We start from the raw sequence: 22,977 nt of genomic DNA on the forward strand, positions 1-22,977 counted from the left end.
TAACAGGCATCTGCCTGCTAAGCTATAAACATGATCAAACAATTGCTATGACCCCCCTTAAACATCTAACAAGGCCGAGGAAGTAACCTTCATCCCCGCAGCAGCCTCCCATGCGGCTTCCACAGAAGCAACTCTTGGACACAAGCAGCGTAGGCGATCAGAAAGCTCCGCATGACCTTGAGCGACAAAACGTAATCGATCCTGCTATTTTAAAAGCAGGACTTACTTTCCGCCGTTCGAAGTGATAGTTCCAACGCGAAGCCGGTACGTTAACGCCACAGAATAGATTTGACTGAATCCGGTACACCCAAATCAAACTCGTTTCCTTCGATCGTAACCAAATTCATATCGTGTGAAATTTCCAAAAAACGTTCCGGAAACCTTAACGAAACCTTTGGGGGAATTTTCGACTCATCCATTGAAACGCGGTTGTTCACAATTCCCACAATACAGTCCGAATCATCTGGAGCGGAAAGGGCAACCACATCGCCATACGCATCCAGCAAGCTAACGTTCACGAATTGATTCGAATACAAGAAGACGCTTCCCTGAGGACTCACTATTGTTACGCACGTTTTCTTCGTGTTTACGATCGTGTTTCTCTCAATCGTAAGGTTTTTAACGCGACTCGCATACACAGCAAAGTCCCTAAGACAATTCTCGATCGTATTCTCACGGATAACAATCTCGCTGACCGCATTGTCATTACTCGCGATGTAATTCATAACAGCAATCGCTGATCGCCTCGGATTGCGAACCGTATTTCCGATTAACTCCACTTGATCGATAATTCGGTTTCCCGTCGTCACGGTAATCGCCGCATGGGAGGAAGACTTGCAATCCACAATCAAATTTTGGCGGACGGAGACATTCGTGACCTCCAAGGTACCATATGATTTCTCAGAGGTCACTAAGATGCCGGCCGACGGAGAATCGCTAACGATATTGCTAACGATTTCAATATCGCGTCCACCCGATACAGCGATCCCCCTCCCCCAAGTCTGACCTGAAATATGGTTCGAAACGACCGTGACACCAGAACAAGGAGCAGCCTTTCCCAAATCCCCATACGAAACCACCGCAATTCCGTCGTCACCGCACTCTGACACGCGATTCCTTCTGATCACGATATCGCTGGAAGGAGCCCCCCCTTCGGACTGCGTAATGTGAATACCGTCTGCCAAGCACCTGCTGACAAAGCTGTCGCTGACCAAGCCATTGCTTGATCCTTGTACGAAGATGCCAGCCCCACTCCCCCCACTCACGTCAACATGGTCTATTGCAAATCGTTCCGCCTCCGCGACGTACAACAAGGTCATTTCTGGAGTTCGGGTCCGATTTTCCTGATGGCTCGCGACTTCAATCGTCAAATGGGATACGATAGAGCCTTCACCGCCAATACGAAACGCGGTCTTTCCAACCGTCCCGAACGCGTTATCAACATGCCTGATCACAGAAGAAACACCAGCCCCTACCAGTTCTACACTTTCTATCGGAACAACTCGGCTTTCGCTCGGACAAGCAATATCGTAAATCCCCGGAGGCAAATGGAAAGTGCGCCGCGTACCAGAACTCTCCTTCAAGGTTTCGAATAAATATAGATACCTCTCTTGAGGCGTGTTGCCGACAACATCCAATACTTCCGCATCACTTGGAATCTGGTGAAATTCGAACCGCAACTCGTCGTCCTCCCCTTCGAACCCAATTTCCGAAATGGACGAAATGTCCTCAGACTCGAACGTTGCCACAAACGATTCATCGCTATGGATTGTCAGTCGATCCAGCTCTGGCTCTATATAAAACCCCAAGTCACTACCTTCGACGACAACCGACCGCCCTCCCTCGCCAATAAGACGAATCCCACTCGACACGATTTCGAAATCAAAGACTAACGAGCCATCCTCTTTACGGAACAGCAAGCGGCCCGCTTCCCCTTGCCTGAAATCCCACAAGCTTAAGCAACTACGCAACACAGGATCAACATCGTAGCCGCTCTCGATTCCGGAACTCCCTTGTGGGCCAACATAAAGCCCTTCCGGCGAAACAGGCGGCTCCTCCGCAGCATCAGAAGCGAGCGTGACAACGATAAACGTTAGAACCAACGGCACCCTCAAAAGGTATCGCTTCTCCCTAATGAACCCAAAAACCATATGTCAGTAAGCAAGCGTCTCCTTGCGCTCCACCAAAACCTTTGCCAGCAGCAGCAACACCAGAGGAAAGAGGATTTGGCTTCCGGCCAAAAGGTTGACTCGACTCGCAGCATCAACCAAGCCAGCGATGAAAACTCCTAGGGCCGCTATAGAAAAGATCGACTGCGAGCGCATGGCGCTTCGGTGAATGGCAGCCCCGACAAATCCAGCGATCATCCAGTAGAAGAAGCCGACGATTCGCCCTTCCAAATAGGGCGTCACCAATCCCCACTTGTTGTTGAATTCCGGATTGTACATGCCACCTTCTGCCATTTCTCTCCCCACGTCTTTGGTAATCGGCTTTTCGCCCGGAAGATAAATTCCGGGTGGAAACAAGCGTCGCGTAATGTCCGAAAGCGGTCCCACAGTCCCTCCAAATACTGGATAGGACTCCCCAGTATCCTCTACGAGCTCGTAGAGTAAACCACCCGAGTTAACGGAAAGCGCATAATAGAGCTGAATTCGCTCGAAGGAGTAGCTGAGCAAGCCAGCCTCAATATGCCCGTCCTTAATTCGCGACTTGTAGGACCGGCCATACTCCATGGCAGCGAACGCTCCGAAGAACAGCACCGGCACCAGCGGCACTGCGATCGCATGCCACAAGCGAAACCTAATTTGCCGTAAGACCATCCAAGCGACCAGCCCACCCAGGAGAGGTACGAACAGAGCTAATCGCTCCGCGCCCAACACCGAACGGAAAGCGAGCGTGCCTAGCACTACCACTCCCCCAACAATTTTCCAAGGAGTGCACAGCCCGACCGATTTCAACAAAAGACACAAAACGACGGTAGCAGTACCGAAGTGCACCCAGGTCGTGATGCCAGTAACATAATATTCCCGCGACGTGTAAGGGTCTAACAAAGCGCCCACCCCTCCTCGCACGATCGCGTTCAATACGAAAAACGCGAAAGAAAAGACAGAGAGCCCAACCGAGACCCAATAGACTTGATCGAGGCGCCGCACATCCAGGCTCGCCACTCTCCCCTCTCCTTGAAAAACGACCAAGGCCGCGATCGTTCCGATCACGAATGACATTCCCGTAACCGCCCAGATCCCCAGCAACAGCACGCGATCCGCCAAATGCACGACTCCCCATCTCGCGAACAGATCAAACGGCGTCAAAAACCAGTTCAATAAGGCAAACGTGGATACGCCGAAAAAGACGATGAGCGGATGTAGCAACAACGAATATTTCATGCGAGTCCCCCGCTCGCTTTCTCCTTCAAGAACCGATCCAGCTCCTCGCGGAAACGCTCTTCACTGAACCGCTCAGCATTTATCCGACACAGAGCAGGAGATCTAGCAGATTCAGTCTCTTCGAGCGTTTCGATCGCTTCGAGTAGCGACACCGCATTTTGTTTGCGGAAGAACACTCCCGTCTCGTTTTCAACGACTGTTTCCAGTGCCCCCCCTTCCCCATAGGCAATTACAGGCGTACCGGAAGCCTGAGCTTCCAGAGGCGTTATGCCGAAGTCCTCGATTCCGGGGAATATGAATGCCCTCGCTCTCGCGTAGTGGTCAACCAATGACGCGAACGGTTGCCGTCCCAAAAACTCAATGTTATCCTTCGCTATCGACTCCAGTCGAGCTCGTTCACTACCATCTCCAATGACCAGCAATCGCTTGCCACTCCGGTTAAAGGCTTCGATCGCAATGTCGATTCGCTTGTAGGGGACTAATTCGGAAACGACCAAATAGAAATCCTCCTTCTGTTCCTGATAGCGAAAGTCCTGTACCGCCACGGGTGGATAAATCACGGTCGATTCGCGCCCATAGCAGCGCCGAATCCGCTGAGCCACGAATTCCGAATTGGCTATGAAGTGGTCCACCCGTTGAGCTGCCTTTTGATCGAAGCGACGTACGTACGGCGTTACCAATTTGAAGACCAGCCTGCCGATAGTTCCCAAGTCTCCGCTTTGCTTGATATAGGTATCCTGCATCTCCCAAAGGTAGCGCGGAGGCGAATGGCAATAGCATACGTGCATAGCTCCTTTGGGTACCCTCAGTCCCTTGATCACCGAGGCATCGGTCGAAAGGACCAACTTCGCCCCGCGAGCCGCTCTCAAGGTCTGCCCCACTGCAAACGGAAAAAACGGCAGCAAAGCCTTGTATCGCCGGGCGCTTCCCGGAAAACGCTGGAGGATCGAGGTGCTCACCTCATGCTGCCGCAGCCAATCCGGCCACTTTCCCTCATCCTTCACCAAAGTCGCGATGGGCACAGAAGGAAAGAGCCGACAAAACTGCTCCAAAACTTTCTCGCCTCCACGGACACCGACTAACCAATGATGGGCCAGAGCCACACTGCTGTTCACTCTCATCTTATCATGCCCCTTTCAAGCTCCCGGAAATAATTCGCGTGCTCCTGAGCTGACTTCTCCCAGGTGAATTGCTGCACATGGGCCAGCCCGCGCCGCACCGCCTCGTTGCGATTCGCTTCCTTTTCCGCGGCCATCTCCACGAGGACCTTGGCGATCGAGCGGGTGTCCAGCGGGTCGAAGTACATCGCGACGTCCCCACAGACCTCCCTGAGCACCGGGATATCCGAAATGCCAAGCCGAGCCCCGCAGGCCATCGCCTCCAGAGGCGGAAGGCCAAAGCCCTCGTAGAGCGACGGATACACGAACCCATAAGCCCCGCTCAGCAAGGCCACTAGCTCCTCGTCGCTTATCCTCCCCACCGCCCGGCAGCCAGCTGGCAAGCGATCGCAGCCGCCGCCCGAGAACACTTTCCCGGCAGATCCCGCTACGATCAGTTGAAAGCCCGGCCCCAAAGACGCCTCCTCCCACGCGTTCATCAGACGGGACAGGTTCTTACGCGGCTCCAGAGAGCCCACATACGCGAAATACCGGCTTTGCGGACGAATGCCGTACCGTGCCCTCAATTCAGCCACGTCTTCACTTCGCGCGGGTTTCAGCGCCTGAGAGACGCCGTTCCAAATGACCTTCACCTTTTCCTCCGGCACCCCGAGATGATTAACCAACCTCCTCTTAGCGTCGTGCGAAACCGTCACGACTCCCCGGCAACGCCTGGCTAGGAGCGGCAACAGAAATCGATACCACCTCGAAAACAAACCTTTGAACCACTCGGGGTGATCGAAGGTAGCAGCATCGTGGATAGTGACCACTTGCCGGCTGACGCACAAGGGACCGACATTTGCCGGCGACCAAAGCAATTCTCCCGATCGCAGCTTCCATGGCAGCAGGAACTGCTCCCAAAGCTGCCCGCCAACCGCCCCCAGAGTCGCGGCCGGTCGAGTGTTCCGAGTCGCAATGTAAGGTTCCAGACGCTGGAAAACCTCCAAGGCATAGCGCTGGACTCCCGTCAAGGAAGACAAGGTCGAACGCAGGTTTACGTTGAGGGAAAGCGCTTTCATGAAAATTCTAAGATGCGCCCAGGATGGCACCTTCCCGTCAATATATCCCTCACCGCATAGGCCCTTCCCTTCAGTCTTCCCAAGAAATCCATTCCTAGAGAACCACCTCCGCAGACCCACTGCCTAACTCCTTGCAACAAATCGCAAGCGCCCTCCTTCAGAACGATAACGACCACCAAGCGCACGTACCCAAGGGACACGGGAACATGGCAGACGCCGCTCTTCAAGAAATGGAGATTGTTGGCGACCATACTGTACCCGCGGCGAAACTCGGAAACGCGACCGCCCTCATGCTTTAAGTGTATCAACCTCGCTCCTTCGAATCGCCCCACCTTGCCGAATCGTGCCAGTCTAATAGAGATATCATAGTCCTCCCCGTACGAATAAAGCGGCAACTCCTCGTTAAAGGGGCATTTCCGCAAGGTCTCTCCCCTGATAACCATATTGCACCCGTACAGTATCCAATGCTTACCTGTATTGCGGAAGCTATCACTCTCGTCGGCTCGCGACATCTCCATTTCAACACGAGCGGAACGCCGGTCGATTCCACCGTCCGCAATAACCTTGCAGGAAAATGCGACAACGTCTTCCGCGCTCCGCATAAACCGAGATACATCGCTAAAAAATCGCCGCTCCAACTCGACATCGTCGTCGAAGAAGCAGACGAGCGATCTGTCGATCCGATCTGACAAGGACTCAATTGCGTAGTTTCTTTGAGCGCACAGTCCCTTCCTAGGACTAATCAAAACCTCTACTCCAGTAAGCATGCGAGTTTCCAGCAGGACATCGTCCTCCTTCACAACGCAAAGCAAAACCTTATCGAAGGACTTCTCCTGCCTCAACACCGATAAGACAGTCTCGTGCAAGACCTGAGCACGCCCAACGGAACATATTATAGCATATACAAAGTCCATGGCTTAAAGAACCCCTTCCAGCAATTTTCTCCTCACTCCGAAATGCTCTAAATAAGTCACCGCAACAAACCACCCCATCGCCAAGATCTTGAAGTTCGCCGCGTAAGAAGGATTCTGCATCACCCTACCGCAGCTAGCCCACAGCACCCGCTTACGATACCACCCCTCCCGCACTGCGCACACCGCCACTAATCTCTTGAGATCGCTCACCATTCGCGAGCGACCGATGCGGCTAGGCTCGCCTCTCGCCTTGAACATTTTCGAGACAACACGATTCCTAGCGCTCACTAGACGCTTCAAATACCAGTAGTGCTTCCAAACCGCCGGAGAAAGATCGCTCTCAAAGCTCATCCGACTATCGCCCGAACAATGACTCCGATATTCGCCACAAACCAGCGGAGTCGACCAAACCTCTCCAAACATAGGAGCCGACACATAAAGGGGTGCATCCGCCGCTGTCCTCTCCTCGAACTCTCGACTAAAGTAAGGAAGCACTTCCTCAAGATAAGACCTTCTATAAACTGCCCCACTCCCCGGAGGAGAAATATATTCTCCATATTCATTAATCATTACCTTAAAGTCGACAGACCGCATCGCGCCTCTAGGTACAACCCTTCCCGTCGGATTCCCCTTACCGTCGATCACCCGCAGCGGATACTGCAGCTTCACAACTTTATCGCCTACTCCTCTCGCCAGCAGTTTAAAGAGTTCCTCGCAATAGATACGGTCGTCTGCGTCAAGAAAGATGCACCACTCGCCTCGAGCCCGCTCAAAACCCTCCGCGTAGGCAGACATCTGGCCTCCATTCTCCTTGAATACAGAATTCACCCGATCCCTCCAGGCTTCGATCACGGAACGCGAGTTGTCCTTCGATCCGTCATCGACGACTATCACCTCCACGCTTTCCGAGCGATACGCCGTCGCGCTCGACAAGCAATCATCCAAATACCGGCCGTAGTTATAATTGTTTATAATAATAGACAGCAACATAGCTAAACTCGAACTATAAACTCTTTTTCCTTGTCCATAAACCGCTCCATCCTGTCGCGAATCTCGTCACATCGCTCACGAACGACGTCATCCCTAGCCAGCAAGAACTCCTTGCCCAAAGCATCCTCCAGATGCGCAAGCGCCCTGCGACTCGCGTCACCGGTAAAGCTTGCGAACTTCAAAGCCTGCCTTATCAGGCCCTTGCCCGCCCGGCCAATTAAGGTCGACCTTTTAGCGGCGCGCTTTGCATGACTTCTGTCTCTCAATTCAGCGACCGCTCGTTCGACCTCTCCTGGTGCAAGCACTCCCTTGAAAGCCCCTTCCGCGTCCAACTGATTGCGCCTGCTTAACTTTACCCGCTGCACGCTGTCCAGCACCGGTAACCGCACGGGAGCGTATTCGTGACCGACGGAGCGGCACCAATCGAACCACTTCAACGAGCCTAGCTCAGGCGAGATGGATACCGGCAACCAAGGGATCCTTAGACTCTCGCAAAAGATAGCGCCGTGCATCGCCTCCGTAACGACGCGCTCACAGGTTATCAAGTCCTGTATAACACAGCGAGAAGGTCTCCTAGGGTCTATATAAACAAGGCCCAGCTTTTCCGCTACCTTCTGGTATCCGTCAGACCTGGAAGTCGACAAATGCGGCACGAAACCAACCCTCCCCTTTCGGCAGGGCCTTTCCACTTTTTCAATTTTAGCTTGCCCAAGCAAAATAGCCGGGTCGCAGCAAGCATGCTCCCGCCCGATAGACATTATGTCGCACGAAACCGTTCCTCGCACCCAATATATCTCGAATGCCAAAGGCTCCTCGAGAAACCGCCGAGGCAGAGGAGCCAGACCAGCCCCCGATCCGAGCACCACCACATTCCTCGCATCAGGCATATCATCCGACAAGATCGATCCAATCCCAGTGTACAATTTATTGCCCGAAAAACGTTTTATAGAAAACAGCTCCCTCCAGAACCACGAGTTCAACTCGTCACCGAAGTTCATTTTCTCATTCCAATAGTACATAATATATTCAAAAATAATGACTACATCCTAGGCAACTCGTTCGCACTGAACCCAGCTCTTCCTAAACTCCAACCTTCGAAACAAAGTGGCAAAAAGCAGCAGGCAACTTAACAAGTTGGCCCCAATCGAGGCAAACACCACGTACTCAATTCCACGTCCCACCAAAACGATGATCGCCAAAACGCTCACGGCGGCTTCTCCCACCGATATAAGGCTCAACGAGCTCGCCGTACCTAAAACAACATGACAGGACCGAAAGACCACGTTCATGGCCTTTACGCAAAAAACAAGCCCCAGCAAAGGCATCAAGCGATAAGCCTCCTCCCAATCGCTTCCAGCTCCAAACTGAACCGATTCGATCCAAGCGAACGCTCCTAAGAAAAACACCATCCCCGCAAGGGCCACCAAAATGGCGCTTACGCACGTATACCGCATAAAGAAGTCTCTCTCCTCCCCGCTACCTCTCTTCACCAAGTACGGAACGAGCACGGAAGAGCAGACCGAATTAAGCACCTGAGCTCCCACGTCGAAGGGCTTCTTAGCGTAGTTGTAAAGCCCTAGGACAAGCGTTCCCAGAACGGTACCCACCATCGCCTGCTGAAATTGCAGCTCCACCAACCAAGCCACGTTAAGAGAAAGACAGACAGGGGCCCCAAACTTAAGAAACTCCCTAGCGACGCCACCTGAAAACAGGAGTCGAGGTTTCCAGCTCGCCACCCAAAAGGCGAGGCCCGTCACAATCGCCACCGAGACCACATGCCTCCACACCAGACTCCACGCCCCATAGCCTTCCTTCGCCAAATAGATGCCTACCGCCCCGGACAAACACACTGCCATCAAATCGATCAGGGCCAGCTTGCGAAGAGCTAGCCGCCTCGTGAGCATCAGCACCGGCACCATCTGAACCGCTCGGAATAGAAACACCAAACCGAGCGCACGCACCATCCACACTAGAGCCTCCGCTTCAAACGCCTTCGCCACCCATGGAGCTCCCAGATACAGGACGAGACACCAAATCACCGCCTGCCCCATCAGCGACCAAAAAAGCGTGCTAGCCTCCCGGTCAGCTAGCGTCTCCCTTCGCAGGGCCGCTACGTTCATCCCCATCCCGAACACCCCGTCAGCGATAGCGACCAGAACCCAGGCTAAGCCCATTATCCCAAGCTCTTCCGGCCCCGACAAGGTCGAGATCACATAGAAAACGCCTAGACCGATCAGACGCGTCCCGAATTGGCGCAAAACGACCCAGAAACCACCTTGTAGGAATTTCTTCATTCTTACCAATGCCGGACTAAACTGACACAGTCGCCGTCGCTAGGAGCCCAGAGGGCTCCTCGTGGAAGCTAACCCGGCTTTTGATGCCAAGCATGGAGGATTCGTAAATCGCTTTACTCTTCCAATAACTCCCCGCAATCAAATCAACTCGCTTCCCCATCAGCGAGGCGACGATCGATACATGCAGACGATCGGTGATGATCCGTTCAAAAGGCTCCAAGGCCGCGAAGAATGCATCCACATCGGAGTCTGAATCTGCTTCCTTGCTCAAGTCGCGATTGTTCGCGGGGGGATCCCAATCACCTCCAGATTCCCGATCCGTCCTGAGAAACACTCCCGTTCCGCAACCAGGCCTAGAGGGAAGATCGCCTAGATAAAAGGCCATGTCGTGGCAGAATCGAGAGGAAGGGTTATATTTCGTACTCTGAAATCTATCACGCCTCCAATACTCGACCTTGTCGGACTCCAGAAAAAACTCATACGAGCTCGGAAGCACAACTACTTCGCTGGAAAAGAGACAGGCCTTCTTTACGATATCCGAAGCGAACGGCCAAGCGCGACACCACGCCCCACCACCACCATATATCAATAGATTGTCGCGACCTAGCAAGGGAAGCCATTCCAGCTTTCGCTTTATGTTTAGTTCCTTGAAAGGAATCCCTAAATCCCTCAAGAAGAGCAAAGTTGCGTGTCGTATCACCCCGTCTCCCCAGTTTCCTGGATTGGCTAAATAATACACGTTACGGTGTCGCGCCGCTGCCCCCGTTAGCGCAGAAGCGAGATCATCAAACGCGTCCCGATGCTCCAGACGCAGCCTGCTATTAAGATTATGAATCATTCTCTAACAAGCTCCTTTATAGTTAAAGAAAGTTTTAATTTGAATCGAGAGATCCATCCAAATACTCCACTTCTCGATGTATTGCAAATCATGGCGTATCCTATCAGGGATGCTGGTATCCCCCCTCAGTCCATTCACTTGCGCCCAACCCGTCATTCCAGGCTTAACCGAATGTCGACTCTGGTAGTAGGGTATCTCCTTCAGAAATCCGTTTATCAACTCGGGACGTTCGGGCCGCGGCCCCACCAAGCTCATATCCCCAATCAGCACATTCCAAAACTGTGGCAGCTCATCAAGATTCCACTTTCGCATGAAGCTCCCTATTTTTGTTCTCCTCGGATCGTCAAGTGTGCTCCACCCAGGGCTACCAGAGGCTTCCGCATCTACTTTCATAGAACGAAGCTTTATAATCTTAAACTCCTTACCACCTTGCCCAACTCTTATTTGCTTATAAAATACCGGACCAGGAGATTCCCTCCTCATCATCGGAATCAGCACCAAGAAAACCGGGGCGCAAATCATCAGGCCCACAACTGAACCCAGAATATCGACCCCCCTCTTAATTGCCCGATTGATCGACCGGTTCTGAGGCAACTCCATTAACGACATCAAGGGGACGCCACCCAGGTTGACCACCTCTAGACAAGAGGAAAAGACCTCAAAGCTCTTGGGCAAAGCTTTGAAATCGATAAAGTTCATCTCGCAAAGCTTGGCGATTCCGACCAAGTCCCGCCTTGGCAAATCAACGTCCGCCACCGCTATGCTATCGAAGCCCCCCACCGCCATCAGGTTCTCGAGATCTTCTACGCTTCCCAGCAAAGTATCGCCAACCGCCGCCCCGTCAACAGACTGGTGGTTTAGAGTAGAAATGTAGCCTGAGAAACGATAAAGGCCGCACTTGCCGGAGCGCAATCGTTCCGCAAGTACCTGAGCGTCCGCTCCCGTACCAACTATCGCCATTGACTTCCCGCAACTGCCAAACAGTCGCGTCCGGTGCAGGACCCAATGCATGCAAAATCTCCAGACTGGAAGCAGTACGACCATCCCAACTGCGCTACCAATCATAAAATAACGAGAGACAGGAGGCCACATCGCGATGGTGAGCGCCACTCCGAGCACCAGGAACGCCCACAACACAGAAATCTTTACTGCGATTATGATCGTTCTCGCTCTAGAAAGTATAACATCCCACCGAAACAACTTTTGGTTGTGGGCCAGCATCGTATATATTAGCAGCCCCAAACAATAATGACTCCAGTAGTCTAGGACTTCCGGAAAGGAATTCGTAAAGCCGTACTCCGGCACAAATTCGAACACCCACAATTGCCCTAGCAACATCGCCAAAAGGACAAAAAATAGATCTCCTAAGAAAACGAGCCCTACGAAGCGAGCTCGGCTCTTTTCATAACGTGTCTGCTTTGAAATAGTCACAAGAAAGAAGGATTCAGGATTAAGAGTTACTCCTCACGGCCCTACCATTCGGTAGCTAGCCTCTGCGGTCGAATGCTTGCAATGAGTGAGCATAACACCTGCCAACGTAATTTTAGCCTAGTTATTTTTGGATCAAATCACTCAGCAGCCTACAGCTATAATACTACAACATTCAACGAGTCGATGAGAGTCATAAGAACTCATGCATCGGTGGATTCGATTCCCCATAAGGCTGCCCAAATCACTGGAATCAAGTTCAAATACCCCTCGTAACCCAATTTCCTCAAAAACGCCGTAACCCCCCGTATATCATTTTTGACCAGTTGAAACGCAATTCAACCAAACTGCCCAAAACAAATCACACCCCTGCTTCCCCAGCCGTTTCCTGCGGTATTTTGAGCAAAAAAAAGCCTTCACCTCCCCTACGTAATGATCCCTTTTTTGAGCAACGCCTAGGTCGCTTCCACAAAATCGAGAAAAGTCCCTTGCCAAAGCGAATTTGGCGAACCACATGCTTTACTCGCCTAGAATTTAACACAAATCTAGTATCCACCAAACGTATACGTCACAGCCCTTACGGAAGCGATATCGTAACGGAAAGAGTCTTGTTCGACGTGCTCGATACTTGCTATTAACTATCTATAAATTCAACACATTCATTTATGGGTAAATGGCTATGGCTTCTCTCGCTAAGCACCATCAACTTGCAAACGTTTCTTTACTCTGACGCTGAATCGCTCAGCGAATGGGTTTCGTTTGAACCAATTAAAATACAACTATCGGGAGAGGGAAGCGTCATGTATTTTTCAAATCCGTTCCTACTACCAAAAGAGGAATCCGATCAGGATGAAATTCCAAACACCTTCGGAACCGATTTCACTCCGAGCGTCCTAGTCGAGCTAGGATCGAGCGACAAAGACTTCTACCTGAAAGGCGAATATAGCTACAGCATGCGAAAAATGGAATCCATCGACGTGCTCGACTCAAATGACAAGAACTACCGTATCCACGCGCGAAAACGGTACAACCGCCTTCAATGGCAGGCAGAGGCCCAGAGCTCGGATTTCTCCCTTCCAAGCCATGAATCCAGGCACCTCACCACCGTTCCCAGCGGCTCGAGCGCGTCGCAATCCTTCAATATTGACTATCAATTCAGTCACCGCACAGAGGTACACGGCGGTGTCACATTTGGGGAACGTAAGTATGACAACACCAATGCTGGAACGTTTAGCGACCAATCTTCGTTTTCCGTTCCGCTTCACTATCTCTATGGTATAACAGAGAACTTAGACATAGGCTTGGGTACTCTCTACAGGGTGCGGAAATCGACCATCAGGCCGACGACCAAGGACTTCGCCTTGCACCTCAACCTACAGGGCGAGCTGACTCCTCGCCTAAGCGCTGATGTAAAGATCGGTAACCTCCACAGCAATCCCGACCAAGATCTAGCTGGGGGCGAGATCCCAACAGCCGACAGTCTATTCCTCTCGTCCACAATCGCCTGGAAAGCCTCCAAAAACGTTAATGTCGTTTTAGAATCGGCCAGCGACAGACAAGCAAACGCCTTCAGTGAGGACACAAGTAAAAGGTCCCACTCCATAAGCGCCTACTGGGAACCGAGCAGACGTACAACAGTGGCGGCTAAGCTTAGAACACAACAAGATACCTATTTGGATTCTGAACGCGAGGAAGAGCGGCTAGGATTTGAACTCAGCGTATTCCATAGAATAAGCGAAAGCCAACAACTTAGCTTTCACCTGAACAGATCGAACAACGATTCCAGCTCTCCATACTACGACTACGAAAGTACCTTTTCTTCAACGAGTTGGAATATCCAATTTTAAGAGTATCCACACACAAAAACGTTACAGAGCCTTATCGCACCCTAACTAATCAATTAAAACTCATGACAACCAAGAAGATGCATAAGGTCATTCCAGTCCGTATAGCGATCCTCGCTGCAGTAGCATGCACAGCGATCCCTCCTATCCAAAGCCAGAGCGAAAACCCAGACTACCTGCTAAAACCGGGAGACACAATTTCAATGAAGGTTTTTGACGAGCCAGAAATGGATACGATCTCCCGAATCACCCCTGAAGGATCGATCCAATTCCCTTTCATAGGAAACATACACCTTACCGGCAAAACACTCACTCAAATTAGGGAAGAGATTTACCGACAATATGACGCCGACTACTTGGTCGATCCTCAAATATCCTTTCAGGTACTCGAATACGCCCCAATTAACATAAAAATAAGAGGGCGGGTAAACCGACCTGGATTCGTCACAATTCCACCCGAAGAAAATTACAATATATTGGACGTAATCGCTGCTGCTGGCGACATCACCCCTGAGGGCAACGAGAAGCGAGTTGAGATTCACAGAAAGGCCAACGACGGATCCCCGAATATCATCATCGTTGACCTATCGAAGAAAGGAACCACCACGCCCGACCCCAGTAAGGTCTTCATCCAGCCCAATGACGTAATCGTCGTACCCGAAAGTATATTCTGAGGCACGACCCATCATAATTCCCAGCAGAGATTTCAGGCAATCAAACAATAATGAACAACACAACGCCGTTCAACGCCCAATCAGCGAGCCTCATCCAGCCAAAGGTTCAATCAAGTTCTCCTAGCTCGGATATCGACGTGGCCAAACACTTGGCAGCGTTTAGGGACCGAATTTGGCTCTTTCTTCTCATAGCGATTGTGGCCGCAGCCGCTATCTACTATTTTGTCTCAAGCTCGCAGCCGCTCTACGAAGCCCACTCTGTGGTTCAAATTCTACGCGAAGAGGAATCGCGTACCGACTTCAACAAGGTATCCGACGAGACAATACGATCTACGGAAGACATAAATACGCAGGTCAGGTTGCTCAGCAGCTTGAAGATAGTCGATGCGGTGGCCCGTAGAATCGAGGAATCCTTCAAGGCGGAATTTATAAAGCCCTACTTGGAAATCGATCAACAAGGAGACGACCTTTCGCTGATTTCCATTTTAGCGGAAAATCGAAAGATCACGCCCGCTCGTTTGAGCCTCATTGTCTCGGTGAGCTACACCCATCCCTCTCCCGAGATCGCAGCTCGGGTCGCTAATTTGTTCAGCGAGGAAATGGCAACCTACTACACCACACTTCGCAGCGAGGTCGTTACCCGTGCGGTGCAAGATCTCCGAGAACAGGCCGAGATCCAAAGGCGAAAGGTCGAAAACATAGAAAAGCAACTGGTCGACTACAAAGAGGATCTCAAAACAATATCCTTCGACCAGCGCTTGGACATCGACCAACAGGAAATGGTCGCCCTGAAAACCTTTTCTACTCAAAAAGCTGAGCAGTACGACCGGCTCAAGTCCCAGTGGCAGATGCTGCAATCAAAGCGGGAAGCAGGAGAGAAACTAGAAAGTCTATCCTTCATCGCAAACTCAGCGCGGGTCAGCACCCTGATGAACAGCCTAGCGGAGCGGAAGATCGACGTCGCCAGACTTTCTGAACGCTACCGCCACAGGCATCCGCGTATGATCGAAGGTCAGGAAGCCCTCAAGGCAGTCCAGTCCGAACTCGACAGAGCGACCGAAAGCGAAGCAAACCTGTTACTCAACCAACTCACCCTTGCAGAGCGAGACCTCCAGAAGGCGCAGGCGAACGTCGACTCCAAGAAGCAGGAGATCATTGGAATGCAGCGCCACAAAGCCCTCTACGACTCCAAGGCTAGGGAGTTAGCGGTCAATCAAAACCTCTATCAATACCTATATAACCGCATCCAGGAAACCGAAGCGCAGAAACGGGACGATATCGACAAGATTAGAATAATCGACCCTGCCTCACTCCCCCTCGTTCCATCGTCGCCAAACAAAAAGATGGGAGCCTTGGCCGCGGTCGCGGGAGGCGGCTTCATCGCTTTCGCTCTCGTTTTTGCCCTCGTAATGTCAGACGATCATGTAAAAACGCACAAAGACGTGGAGAAGAAACTCGGCCTTCCCATTCTCGGCATGCTGGGCTTGATCAAAGGCTCTCCTCAAACGATCCACGACCTCGCACTAGGAACGGCGACCGATCCTCAAAACTCCGAAATGCTCAATTCTATCGTCGCTTCGCTTCGGCTTTCTCCTGAGTCAGCACACGCAAAGACAATTCTCGTCACGAGCACAATCAGCAACGAAGGGAAGTCTTACATCTCTTCTATCATTGCGTCGACATTCCAACGTTTCGGAGAGCGTTCTATTATTATAAATTGCGATCTCAGAGCGCGCGAGGACCGCTTGCAACTCTTGACTGGGCAAGGACTGCTTCCCTACCTCGAAGATGATTCAAAGACCCTCGACGAATCCATCTACCACAGCAAGGACCTCGATTGCGACGTAATGCCCGCTGGCGGCTACCATGACCAACCATACCGATTGTACAGCTCAGAACGTTTCAGGGAGATGCTTTCAGAGTTAAGGAAAAAGTACGACCGTATCATTATAGACACACCGCCTTCCCATCTATTTGGCGACTCGCTCAGCCTTCTTTCTATGTGCGAGGGACAAATATTCGTGAGTGGCTTTGCCCGCGTCCGCATGAGCATCGCCGTGAAGACTGTCAAACGCCTAAAGAACACTCGCTGCCCCATTTTCGGTGCGATCATAAACGGTGTGAAAACGCACCAAGCGAAGGCGTACTATCCAGCCCACTATGCAGCCTCCAAAACCTATTCGGGATACGAGAGCGCTCGCGTTCGCCCAGCTCGAGTCTAAAACCGAGTAACGATACCACCAGAATCCGATTTCCCGTATGGCCAGTCCTCTAATAAAGAAGAACGGATATGGGTACCACTACGGCTACGGGTACGGTGCCCCGATTCCATTGCTTCCATCTGGAAAGAAAACCTTAATAGGGGCCATCCTGATCCTCGTTACCGGAGTATTGTGGATCTTCTTAAAGCTCTTCATATGGAACGAAAACCGCAACCTCACTGCCTCCCGAGTCGCATGGTTCGACAACGAGCCAGTCCTAGCGCTGCAAAGATTCCAGAAAGTGAACAAGTGGGCCGTCAGCGACGAAGCCTACGCCGCCCTACAAGCGACGATCCTTCTCGAGCATGACCCCGCTCGAGCTCTAGCGCTGTTAAGCGAACTGGAGAATAACGAAAAATCTAGCGACTGGCGCTCACTCGAACAACTCAAACGAATTCGTCTTGAAGCCGCCGCTCGGTCGCAAGACTGGAAGGCTCTCCAGCTTGAGATCGACAGCTTCGCAGTCCAAGCCTCACATCATGACGTCGACTTATTGGTTGCCAAAGCAAACCAATCTCTCAATCAAGGGAAGTATGAAGAGGGCTTTCAACTATTGGAATCAGCCTTGCGAAAAAACCCATTTCACGCGCAGGCCCTCTTCCTCAAAGCTGAGATTCAAGCCCTGTCGGGAGACCTGATTCAACGCAATCAAGCCCGGGTCAGCCTAAGTAGAATAGCAAAGACTGGGGGTCCTGAAGCCTTTCGCGCTAAATTGCAGCTGATCGGGAATAGCTTGCTGGAACCAGAAAGCAAGGAGTGGCGTTCTACCGTAAACTCGCTCGAACACAGCCCGTATCTAAATTTCCACTACTTAACGCACAGAGATTCGGTCCTGCACGCCACGCTCGCCACACTCGGCGAACAAGCCCCAAGCCTTAGCTACAAGCTAACGAAAAATCTCCTGCAACAAGAGTCAGCAACGGCGCAAGACCTAGCCAAAGCCATCTATTTTGCTCAGGAATCCGGTCTGGCGGCTGAGGCGACTGAACACCTGGAAAGTCCCCTTGCCAACGGACTCCCCCGACACGACAGGCTCTGGCTCTACGCGAGGCAAAATTTCATTGAAGGAGCGCATCGCCCCGCCTTCGAACGGAGCAAGACCGGGATCGAAGAAAACGGCGACAAGAGACTCATCGCCTTAATCGCTAAAATCGCTGAGGGAACAGCATCCAGCGTGCCCGCCGAAATTCGCGTAGATGCAGCTCGTTTCCTGTTCAACAGGAGCGACCTGCAAGCTTCCCAATGGGCCTTCGCCGCTAACAAACTTTGGGAGCTGCAGCCAGTCGACACGCAGGCACTCGTTTCCAAGGCAAAACGATACGCAAAAGAGAAGCCCCTCGAAATAGCAGCGTTCCTTCTAAGCAAGAACCTTCCCGAATCCTGCCTGGAAGCTCTACAGCACGCCCCTCCTCCATCCGAAAACGTTTACGCCGCAAGCCTCAGGTTCCAGGCCCTTATCGCTTCCAATCAACTCGACCTCGCGCAATCGCTTCTCGAGAACACACCCGCTGTCTCCCCAATGACAAAAGGGACCGGACTCTTGATGATATCCTTTTTGCGCTCCAACTCAGAAGAGCAGGAGCAGAAGTGGCAGGACGCATGGAGGGCTGCCACGATCGCGGATACTCCCCGAGCTTACGCCTCGCTTGGAGATCTTTGTTTCGAATTTGGCCAGGACGATTGGGCGAATAGCGCCTACCAGGCAGCCGAGCAAAAAGACCCGCGACTCGCTATTGGCCAAGAGAGTCTGCAACGCTACTCCAAGCTGCTGGTTCGACAGGGCAAGACCAAGCAGGCTCACGACGTGCTTGCTCGCGCCCTCAAACATTCGCCCCCGACCAAAGGACACGAACTGAGCAATAATTGGGCTTACCTTTCACTACTCATCAACGGCGATGTGCTCGCTGCCAAAGATACCTTGAACGACACTCGGGATTCGCTGGCCAATACCCAAACGTGGGCCCGGGCCATGGCCTTGGCGCTGCTCAAGACGGGACAAGGCAAAAGCGCTCTCGAAACCCTGCGATCTCTCGCCAACCACGAACCGAACTCCCTCGAGAATTCCACCTTAGCAGTCTACTACGCCGCCGCTTCCGCAAACGACGAGGACGAAGTAGCCGAATCGCTCATGGCGAAGATCGAGCGTTCCAAGCTGCTTCCCGAAGAAATCGCCCTCATCGAAGAATTCACGCCTATCACAGTGGAGAAAATTACGCTTCCACAAATCAACGATGACGAAAGACTCTACCAACCAGGCCGCTCCTGAGACCGCTTCTTTCGAAAGCACGCACCCAGAACGACGAAACCGAAACCTGTGGATCGCGGTTGCTGGCGTCGGCGTACTTTGGCTTCAGTTTCTAGCGTACCTAAGATACAACTGGTCCCCAGAATCTTCGTACAACTACGGCTGGCTCGTGCCGCCTCTGGCCATCCTCTTGCTCTACACTCGAGTGCAAGAGCCCCATCCCGCAGGTAAGGATCAACAACATATTCGCCGCACCCATACCTCCTACCTCATTCTGGCCATCGCTATCCTGCTCTTTGCCTTATCGTGCATAGCAATAGAACTAAATCCCTACTGGCGCCTTCCACTCTGGATAGCGGGTATAGCTCTCGTCACCGCTAGCCTAACCGTCCCCTTCCAAGCCGGAGGATTTCCCCTCGTCCGCAAATCAGCATTCCCTCTCGTCTTCGCGCTCACTATGATTCCATGGCCTCGTGGATTCGAGAAGTCAGTCATCGATACATTTACAGGATTCGTAACCAACGTATCCGTCGCTTCCCTACAGATCATCGGTCAACCAGCCGAAAAGTTTGGCCACATCATCCAAATCGGAGCGACTAGCGTAGGAGTCGAGGAGGCCTGCAGTGGAATCCGATCGCTCCAGGGACTCGCCATGCTGGCTCTTTTCATCGGCGGTTTTCTCAACCTCAAAACCAGCGGACGCATCTGGCTACTGGCACTCTCCCTCTGCCTTGCTATCTTTTTCAACTTGATCCGCTCCGTTACCCTCTCTCTCATCGCAATCAACGGCGGAGATGAATCCTTCGACTCCTGGCACGATAAGCTCGGCTACCTCGCATTTGGCATAGGTCTCCTCACCCTCCTTGGCGTAGCAAGCCAAATGAGCACAAAACGGCGAGCTGTTTCCCCACTCCCAGCCGCTGCGAAGCCAGGCCTCCCCGCGCACTACTCCTACGCCACGCTCGCTTTCGCATTCGCTCCCATTCTGATCGTCAAGACTTGGTACGCCGAACCTCCTCAGGACGACGCATCAAAAACTAGCTGGATCGTGGACGTGGAGGGATACGCAACCGATGCTGTCGATGTCGTTAAACTACCAATACATAAACGTATCGAAGAGGCGCTTGGATATGACTACGGACATCACTTCGCGGCGACCAACTCTCGAAATAACATTGCCACCGAAGTATGGTATTACGGATACCACGAGGACTCGAAAGGCAAAAGCTTAAGCGCCTACGGTCACTCCCCGCTCTTTTGCATGACCGCGTCAGGAGCATCCCTACTGGAAAAGCAAAGCCCGCTTCTCGTCGACCTCGGAGCCCTTACCATTCCCTTTCACCATTTTGTATTCAGACTTCCCAACGGACAGCAAAGCCAGGTTTTCTGGTGCCTCTGGGACGACCTTCTCAAAGGAGCCCCAGAGTCCGCAACCAGCCAATTCCGACTCTCTCAACTGTATTCTGTCCTTGAGAGAAAACGCAGTTTCAAGCGAAAAGTAGCTTTGCTGGGAGTACCGACCGACGATCCAATTCTCGCCAGAAACGAAATCCGAACTCTAGCCCGTGACCTCTTCCTGCTACAAAAGGATGACAAAACATTTCGCTTTCGATAATCACCATGCGCGACCGAATCATAGTTTTTCTGAATAATCGCAGAGCCGCCACCCTCGTTATAGCGGCAACTTTTACGCTTTCGCTAGTCGTAGCCCGCCCCAGCTTTCAAGCCTTTAAAAGCTGGCGAGCAAGCAACCTTTTGGCAGAGTCCAAACAACTCCTTGCGGAAGAAGCCTTTCAAGACTCCTTCCTCAAAGCCCATGCCGCCGTACTGTTGGACCGCGACAACATCGAAGCCTCTCGCCACCTCGCAAAACTAGCTCTCCGGTTCAACCATCCACAAGCCCAACGCTTCTGGGAAACGGTGGTAAACCACAGAGATTTCCTAACCCAAGATTGGAAGAACGCCATCGACGCCTGCTTTGCCAAAGAGGACTACCAAACGGCTTTCAAATATTTGAATGCATGGGAAAACTCAGGTGTGGACTCTCAGGAAGAATTCGAGCTCCGCAAGGTTCAAGCCTACGCCCTTTCGGAGAATTTCCAACTTGCTTTGCAAGCTGCCTCCGAAGCGACTAAAAAATTTCCCGACTCAATGGAACTCCACAAGCAGTTCCTCGAAGTTCTCAAAATTGCCGCTCCCGCTGACGTTCAAGCAAGAACAGCCCAGACCATACTCTCGAACGCCAGAAGCTCCTACGATCTGGAATGGACTGCCCGGAACACGCATCTCACTCGGGACCTCAGACTAGCGGCCCTCGAGCGACTCATAGATTCACCGAAAACAGCAGTTAACCGCCAGCTCGCCTACCTCAAGTACGCCGCCGATCTGGGCTGGAACCAAGCGATCCAGCGCACCGAAGACATCGTAAAACGTATTGATATTACAGATACAGAAACACTCGAAAGCTTAACCACTCTTCTCTGTTCGATCGGCAACTACGGCGAAGTCCTGAAACTTATTGATAGCGAGACCGCCAGCCAAAGCCGAATCCTCCTGCGAAACCTACTCATCTCTCAGATCAGCGAAGGAGATGTCGACGACGCGTTCGACCTAACCTCCCAACAGCGAAACGAACGCCTAACTTCGATCGCAGAGGAAACGCTCCTGCGAGCTCTCGCTTTCCAACAAACAGGCGATGTCGCCAAGTTTAGAAACAATCTCAACCAAGCTGTCACCTCTGCCGAAAGCGACGATCTCGCCTTCCTAGAACAGCAGCTCGAACGACTCGACGAAACGGAGCCACTGCTAAGGCTGTACCAAAAAGTCAGCGACTCGCGTAAATTTGGCCCCCAGGCACGCTACCTCTGGATGCGACGCGCAGTCGATATCGGCGCCGAGACAGAAATCCAAAACGCACTCTCTGGAAAGTCCGACTGGATATCTCAGCTGAGCAATCCTTCGCAAAAAGCAGACGCCATTTACTACAGCCTTATTTACAACATTCAAAAAGAGAATGCCTTACAACAAGCCCAAGAGCTTCTCGCTTCCTACGGTTCCGACTCTAGCTTCCGCGACTTGCTAGGGCTCGCCTACTTACGAAACGACAACCCAAAACTCGCAAGAGCATTTGCATCCGAGAAGCCAGATAGCAGCCGCCCTCGCAGCTCTCTCATCGCCGCCGCGGTACACGGTAAAAAGCTGCAAGGGGAGCAGACCTTGCTCCTAGCAGAAAAGGAGTTGCTCAAGCTCTAAAAAACCCCGGCGAAAAGACCGATTCCGTTTAAATTCCCGCCCACGCAATAGGACACATTTCCGCGAAGTTTAGAGACACTCCCTCACTCCCTTTCCGTAAGGATTACCGCTGCCCAACAGAGTAATCGCTTCAGCGTCGCAAAGATCTGTGGGCCGTAATCCATGGATTGGAACTATCAAGCCCTGGATCCAAGTTCAATACCATGTCCGCCAAGGGAGTATCCTGATCATCTAAGATGACGCCCCCCCGCGACATCGATGCAAATAATATAAGCTCGATGCCTGTCGCTAAGTTCGAATCTCAACACTTCGTTGACAAGCATCGTCAAACTCTAAGACCGGAAACACTCCCCTTGCGGAAGCCTACACGAGCCATGTCCCGATTCGTCGGCGACTCAGCATTGAAGAATGGACAACAAAGGCAGAACAAGAGCTAGGAGTAAACGCACGCCACCGTTTCCGGAGAACCTCAAAAACGCGCATAGACCGCTTATGTTACAATTAGGTACTACAAAAAACAAAAGGTCCCGAAACCTTGCGGCTTCGGGACCTCAATACTCCTAAACGTAGCTATGAAAAATTAGTACTCCCCAAAGACCTCCACCTCGACGTAGTGGTTCATCTCGTTGCTGGTGTTGCCGTCGGAGTAGAGGCGCACGTAGCGGGCCTTCGTCT

16 protein-coding genes are annotated in these 22,977 nt (G+C 52.1%); 6 read left to right on the forward strand and 10 right to left on the reverse strand.

Features of this window, described 5'->3' with window-relative positions:
• Positions 1 to 269: 269 nt before the first annotated feature.
• The 10 genes from QEH57_RS23685 to QEH57_RS23730 all read right to left on the reverse strand — a co-directional run bounded on the left by QEH57_RS23685 (position 270) and on the right by QEH57_RS23730 (position 12,029).
• Positions 270 to 2,108, reverse strand: coding sequence for a right-handed parallel beta-helix repeat-containing protein (locus QEH57_RS23685; RefSeq protein WP_309009286.1), 1,839 nt, complete (start codon positions 2,106 to 2,108; stop codon positions 270 to 272).
• Between the two features lie 45 nt (positions 2,109 to 2,153).
• Positions 2,154 to 3,386, reverse strand: a complete 1,233-nt coding sequence (locus QEH57_RS23690) for a hypothetical protein (RefSeq protein ID WP_309009287.1) — start codon at positions 3,384 to 3,386, stop codon at positions 2,154 to 2,156.
• Positions 3,383 to 4,408 (reverse strand): glycosyltransferase, encoded by a 1,026-nt coding sequence (locus QEH57_RS23695; protein WP_309009288.1) that lies wholly within the window; start codon positions 4,406 to 4,408, stop codon positions 3,383 to 3,385. Before QEH57_RS23695 ends, QEH57_RS23690 begins: the two co-directional genes overlap by 4 nt.
• Before the next feature lie 95 nt (positions 4,409 to 4,503).
• Complete coding sequence (locus tag QEH57_RS23700; RefSeq protein ID WP_309009289.1) at positions 4,504 to 5,562, reverse strand: glycosyltransferase family 1 protein; 1,059 nt, start codon at positions 5,560 to 5,562, stop codon at positions 4,504 to 4,506.
• Positions 5,559 to 6,476, reverse strand: a complete 918-nt coding sequence (locus QEH57_RS23705; RefSeq protein WP_309009290.1) for a glycosyltransferase — start codon at positions 6,474 to 6,476, stop codon at positions 5,559 to 5,561. Before QEH57_RS23705 ends, QEH57_RS23700 begins: the two co-directional genes overlap by 4 nt.
• Before the next feature lie 3 nt (positions 6,477 to 6,479).
• On the reverse strand, positions 6,480 to 7,466 hold the full coding sequence (locus tag QEH57_RS23710) for a glycosyltransferase family 2 protein (protein ID WP_309009291.1): 987 nt from the start codon (positions 7,464 to 7,466) through the stop codon (positions 6,480 to 6,482).
• A gap of 2 nt (positions 7,467 to 7,468) precedes the next feature.
• Complete coding sequence (locus QEH57_RS23715) at positions 7,469 to 8,464, reverse strand: hypothetical protein (protein ID WP_309009292.1); 996 nt, start codon at positions 8,462 to 8,464, stop codon at positions 7,469 to 7,471.
• Positions 8,465 to 8,512: 48 nt separating this feature from the next.
• The gene (locus QEH57_RS23720; protein ID WP_309009293.1) at positions 8,513 to 9,760 is read right to left on the reverse strand and encodes an oligosaccharide flippase family protein; all 1,248 of its coding nucleotides are present in this window, start codon (positions 9,758 to 9,760) and stop codon (positions 8,513 to 8,515) included.
• 16 nt (positions 9,761 to 9,776) lie between these two features.
• Positions 9,777 to 10,031: a hypothetical protein gene (locus tag QEH57_RS23725; protein WP_309009294.1), complete on the reverse strand. Its 255-nt coding sequence runs from the start codon at positions 10,029 to 10,031 to the stop codon at positions 9,777 to 9,779.
• Between the two features lie 570 nt (positions 10,032 to 10,601).
• Positions 10,602 to 12,029: a sugar transferase gene (locus QEH57_RS23730; RefSeq protein ID WP_309009295.1), complete on the reverse strand. Its 1,428-nt coding sequence runs from the start codon at positions 12,027 to 12,029 to the stop codon at positions 10,602 to 10,604.
• Between the two features lie 662 nt (positions 12,030 to 12,691).
• Here QEH57_RS23730 and QEH57_RS23735 point away from each other — a divergent pair.
• From QEH57_RS23735 to QEH57_RS23760, 6 genes are all read left to right on the forward strand, one after another.
• Positions 12,692 to 13,873, forward strand: coding sequence for a hypothetical protein (locus tag QEH57_RS23735; protein ID WP_309009296.1), 1,182 nt, complete (start codon positions 12,692 to 12,694; stop codon positions 13,871 to 13,873).
• Between the two features lie 62 nt (positions 13,874 to 13,935).
• Entirely contained in the window at positions 13,936 to 14,544 is a 609-nt protein-coding gene (locus QEH57_RS23740) for a polysaccharide biosynthesis/export family protein (RefSeq protein WP_309009297.1), read from the forward strand.
• A 50-nt stretch (positions 14,545 to 14,594) separates the two neighbouring features.
• Positions 14,595 to 16,766: a GNVR domain-containing protein gene (locus tag QEH57_RS23745; RefSeq protein WP_309009298.1), complete on the forward strand. Its 2,172-nt coding sequence runs from the start codon at positions 14,595 to 14,597 to the stop codon at positions 16,764 to 16,766.
• A 37-nt stretch (positions 16,767 to 16,803) separates the two neighbouring features.
• Positions 16,804 to 19,071 carry a hypothetical protein gene (locus QEH57_RS23750; protein WP_309009299.1) on the forward strand — a complete coding sequence of 756 codons (2,268 nt, stop codon included), beginning with the start codon at positions 16,804 to 16,806 and terminating at the stop codon, positions 19,069 to 19,071.
• Entirely contained in the window at positions 19,037 to 20,665 is a 1,629-nt protein-coding gene (locus QEH57_RS23755) for an exosortase/archaeosortase family protein (RefSeq protein WP_309009300.1), read from the forward strand. Before QEH57_RS23750 ends, QEH57_RS23755 begins: the two co-directional genes overlap by 35 nt.
• Before the next feature lie 140 nt (positions 20,666 to 20,805).
• Positions 20,806 to 22,302: a hypothetical protein gene (locus QEH57_RS23760; RefSeq protein WP_309009301.1), complete on the forward strand. Its 1,497-nt coding sequence runs from the start codon at positions 20,806 to 20,808 to the stop codon at positions 22,300 to 22,302.
• The last annotated feature ends 675 nt before the right edge of the window (positions 22,303 to 22,977 follow it).

The organism is Pelagicoccus sp. SDUM812005 (genome assembly GCF_031127875.1).
GTDB lineage: Bacteria > Verrucomicrobiota > Verrucomicrobiia > Opitutales > Opitutaceae > Pelagicoccus.

Bases quoted from the DNA above. Each gene is read 5' to 3' on its own strand.
- QEH57_RS23740 (WP_309009297.1), top strand. From the start codon at position 13,936: ATGACAACCAAGAAGATGCATAAGGTCATTCCAGTCCGTATAGCGATC.
- QEH57_RS23720 (WP_309009293.1), bottom strand. From the start codon at position 9,760: ATGAAGAAATTCCTACAAGGTGGTTTCTGGGTCGTTTTGCGCCAATTC.
- QEH57_RS23710 (WP_309009291.1), bottom strand. From the start codon at position 7,466: ATGTTGCTGTCTATTATTATAAACAATTATAACTACGGCCGGTATTTG.
- QEH57_RS23735 (WP_309009296.1), top strand. From the start codon at position 12,692: ATGGGTAAATGGCTATGGCTTCTCTCGCTAAGCACCATCAACTTGCAA.
- QEH57_RS23705 (WP_309009290.1), bottom strand. From the start codon at position 6,476: ATGGACTTTGTATATGCTATAATATGTTCCGTTGGGCGTGCTCAGGTC.
- QEH57_RS23690 (WP_309009287.1), bottom strand. From the start codon at position 3,386: ATGAAATATTCGTTGTTGCTACATCCGCTCATCGTCTTTTTCGGCGTA.
- QEH57_RS23745 (WP_309009298.1), top strand. From the start codon at position 14,595: ATGAACAACACAACGCCGTTCAACGCCCAATCAGCGAGCCTCATCCAG.
- QEH57_RS23700 (WP_309009289.1), bottom strand. From the start codon at position 5,562: ATGAAAGCGCTTTCCCTCAACGTAAACCTGCGTTCGACCTTGTCTTCC.
- QEH57_RS23750 (WP_309009299.1), top strand. From the start codon at position 16,804: ATGGCCAGTCCTCTAATAAAGAAGAACGGATATGGGTACCACTACGGC.
- QEH57_RS23755 (WP_309009300.1), top strand. From the start codon at position 19,037: ATGACGAAAGACTCTACCAACCAGGCCGCTCCTGAGACCGCTTCTTTC.
- QEH57_RS23715 (WP_309009292.1), bottom strand. From the start codon at position 8,464: ATGAACTTCGGTGACGAGTTGAACTCGTGGTTCTGGAGGGAGCTGTTT.